The organism is Moorena sp. SIO1F2 (genome assembly GCF_010672755.1).
GTDB lineage: Bacteria > Cyanobacteriota > Cyanobacteriia > Cyanobacteriales > Coleofasciculaceae > Moorena.
On record NZ_JAAHFV010000564.1, the window covers coordinates 1 to 2,698 of the forward strand.

The 2,698-nt window shown below is 39.5% G+C and carries 2 protein-coding genes; both read right to left on the reverse strand.

Annotated features, from left to right (window positions below; all coding sequences use genetic code 11):
• Nucleotides 1-143: 143 nt before the first annotated feature.
• Nucleotides 144-677 (reverse strand): hypothetical protein, encoded by a 534-nt coding sequence (locus F6J94_RS32760; RefSeq protein WP_293047874.1) that lies wholly within the window; start codon nucleotides 675-677, stop codon nucleotides 144-146.
• Nucleotides 678-1,021: 344 nt separating this feature from the next.
• On the reverse strand, nucleotides 1,022-2,530 hold the full coding sequence (locus F6J94_RS32765) for a peptidoglycan-binding protein (RefSeq protein ID WP_293047876.1): 1,509 nt from the start codon (nucleotides 2,528-2,530) through the stop codon (nucleotides 1,022-1,024).
• Nucleotides 2,531-2,698 lie beyond the last annotated feature (168 nt).

The window sequence follows — 2,698 nt, forward strand, 5'->3', positions numbered from 1 at the left end:
TGGGGGAAACCCCCAAGACCGCGCTGCATCGCTTAATAAAAACCTCCCCCATCTCCCTATCTCCCCATCTCCCCATCTCCCCATCCCCCCATCTCCCCATCTCCCCATCTCCCCATCTCCCCATCTCCCCACACCTCTCTCTCTTAATTATCTCCCTCTATTTGATTCTTGTCGATCGACCGTTTCTGATTATATTCCTGAATCAATTCAGAAAGATTAGCATTTTTTTCCTTCAGAAGCTGCAGGTAATCTTCTTCCATAGCATTAGTAAGTTCAAGATTTCTCATATCTATCGCTAAATTAATCTTAAACTCAGAAAATTTATTATGAAACGCTGCTGCATTATCATAGCTTTCCGAAGGGTTAGTTGTCGCACTTATGGTGCCGAATAATGTTCCTAATAGACTAATTAAAAATATAAAAAACTTGACGATATTTTCAGCTTGGTCATCAGAAACAAATTCTTGAATAAACGTGACCAATAACTCATTACCTGCCGTAATACCTGCGATAGTCGCTAAAAAAATAGGGATAGTATATTGCAGAACAAAGAAAACGTACAAAAGAAAGTTTGAAAAAGAAATTTGAAAGTCACATCGTCTTTGGATATCCAAGAAAATCTTGTAGTAGTTAGACGAGAAGCTATACTTTTTTTCTTTAGGTTTTTGTCCCCACACGGTTTTAAATTTTTGTCTAAACCTGACCCTAAAAAACCCAAGCATAAAACGTTTCTGGCCATGATATAATATCAAGTCCGGTTGACTAATCATGATATCCCTTCTGGCCTACAATCCAGAGACTACTTGGGAGGTGATTAACCGGACTTGATATAACTACTTACATTTACTTGGAGTTTAGACAGTAACCGGACACTTACCGTGAAAATTGATCAAAGTGACACAAGAGGGATATAACCTTTTGCATACTTATGAGGTACACAGGATTTTTTCCTGCTCCCTGCTCCCTGTTCCCTGTTCCCTAAAATCCCAAAATTATGTACTTCACCCAATTGACACTAGATTCAAACCAATTCACCCATCACCGCTCTGCGCAAAATCTCTGTAACTTCTGTTGCTATTCTGGCATCAAGTTCCACCGCTTCACGATTGCAATCTCTTGGCTCAAGCACTTTTGCTCCCCGTAGCGCCATACTGAAGGTAATCAATTTAGCTGGCTTGAGGGAATCGTCAAGACTAGGCTTAACTAATTTAACTAGGGCGACATAAACTGCTTCGGTTCTGTTCCTAATACTGGTAACTCCGTTGCCGAGTTTTGAGATAATCACGGTTGAGTCAATGACATTCAACAAACCCAACTCTTTAATAGCTAAATCAATTAACCGAGCTGGATCATTCCCCATTGCTCTGATGATACTTTCGAGACTATCCCACTTAACTCCTGGTAGCTGGCATGCTTCCGGTATGTAATTATGCCAACCCACCATTGAGATCATCCGATTTAAATCATAAGCGGATATAGTATTACTTTCCCATTGAGGGGGTTCAGGGTCAGCAGTTAGAATTATGCTTTTGGTTGTGCTACCAAACAACTGGGGGTACTCGATAAAGGGTTTTTCCCCATATCGGCCACGGAAAATCAGGCTATCATTGCCTGTAATCTGTTTCAGCCAATTTTCCAATTCCATTTGGGGAGCAAAGCGCTTTAACATTGCTCCTAAGCAATTAGAACTTGCTGTATTGTAGTCATAACTGATCACATCTGTGATTAAATCACAGACAGGAATATCCCTTTGATTTCCAGCTTGGTCTGTGCCTCGAATTGTACACTTATCGAGGTCGTCATTAGGAGATTTGCTATTAAGGCGAGATACTAGATTAATAATGGGGATAATCTTACTACCACTCCATAATTCGTCATTACTTAGGGCATTTCGTCCCAACCATTTTACCTTGAACTCTTGGTCTACAAAACTACCAACACAGACACAAGCTTCTTTGATGTCTTGATGGAGAAACTCCAAACCTTGCTGATCAATATCTGGAAGTTGCCCCAGGATTGGATAAGGACTGAAAGTCTTATCCGCTTTAATTACAGACACTAGATGTTTACCATCCGGTTTCTGGTTCAGGCGGGAGGGATAATCTTTAATTTGCTGTTTGTATGGTGAAGTCTTAATACCGAGATATAATAGTTTGGGATTATCTTTAGAACCTTGAACAGCAGCTTGTAGGTATTTTTCGTAAACGTTATTTTTGCTATAGTTATCTACAGTGATCAAGACTTCAGTATCGCCAATGTCCAAATTCCACAGCACTGAATCCTCAGTGCTTTTTATCAGTTGCTGATCACAAAATACTTTGAAAAAAATGTCTGGTCGTTGGTCAGTAAACAGTTCTTGAAAATAGGATTCATCGAATTCCATACCAAAGCTGCCATGGTCATCAGTGATGGCCCTACCCACCAAGTTGTTGAAAATAAGGTCTTTATCCCATGCTTCAACCCTTAGTCCTGAAACGACGCCACTGGTTTTTGGATCGATTACCCGACCTAATATCCGAAATATTGCCATACTAAATTCTACGATAAAAGTCAATAACTGTAGCTGATAACTAATGGAGTAACCAAAGGAACAGCCCCTATTTGTTTTAACCTACGGATTGATGCTTTGTCTAGATATAATAATACTTAAGTTTACTTTAAATTTCCAATACTTAAAATCAAGTATTGGAAATTTAAA

Bases quoted from the DNA above. Each gene is read 5' to 3' on its own strand.
- F6J94_RS32765 (WP_293047876.1), bottom strand. From the start codon at position 2,530: ATGGCAATATTTCGGATATTAGGTCGGGTAATCGATCCAAAAACCAGT.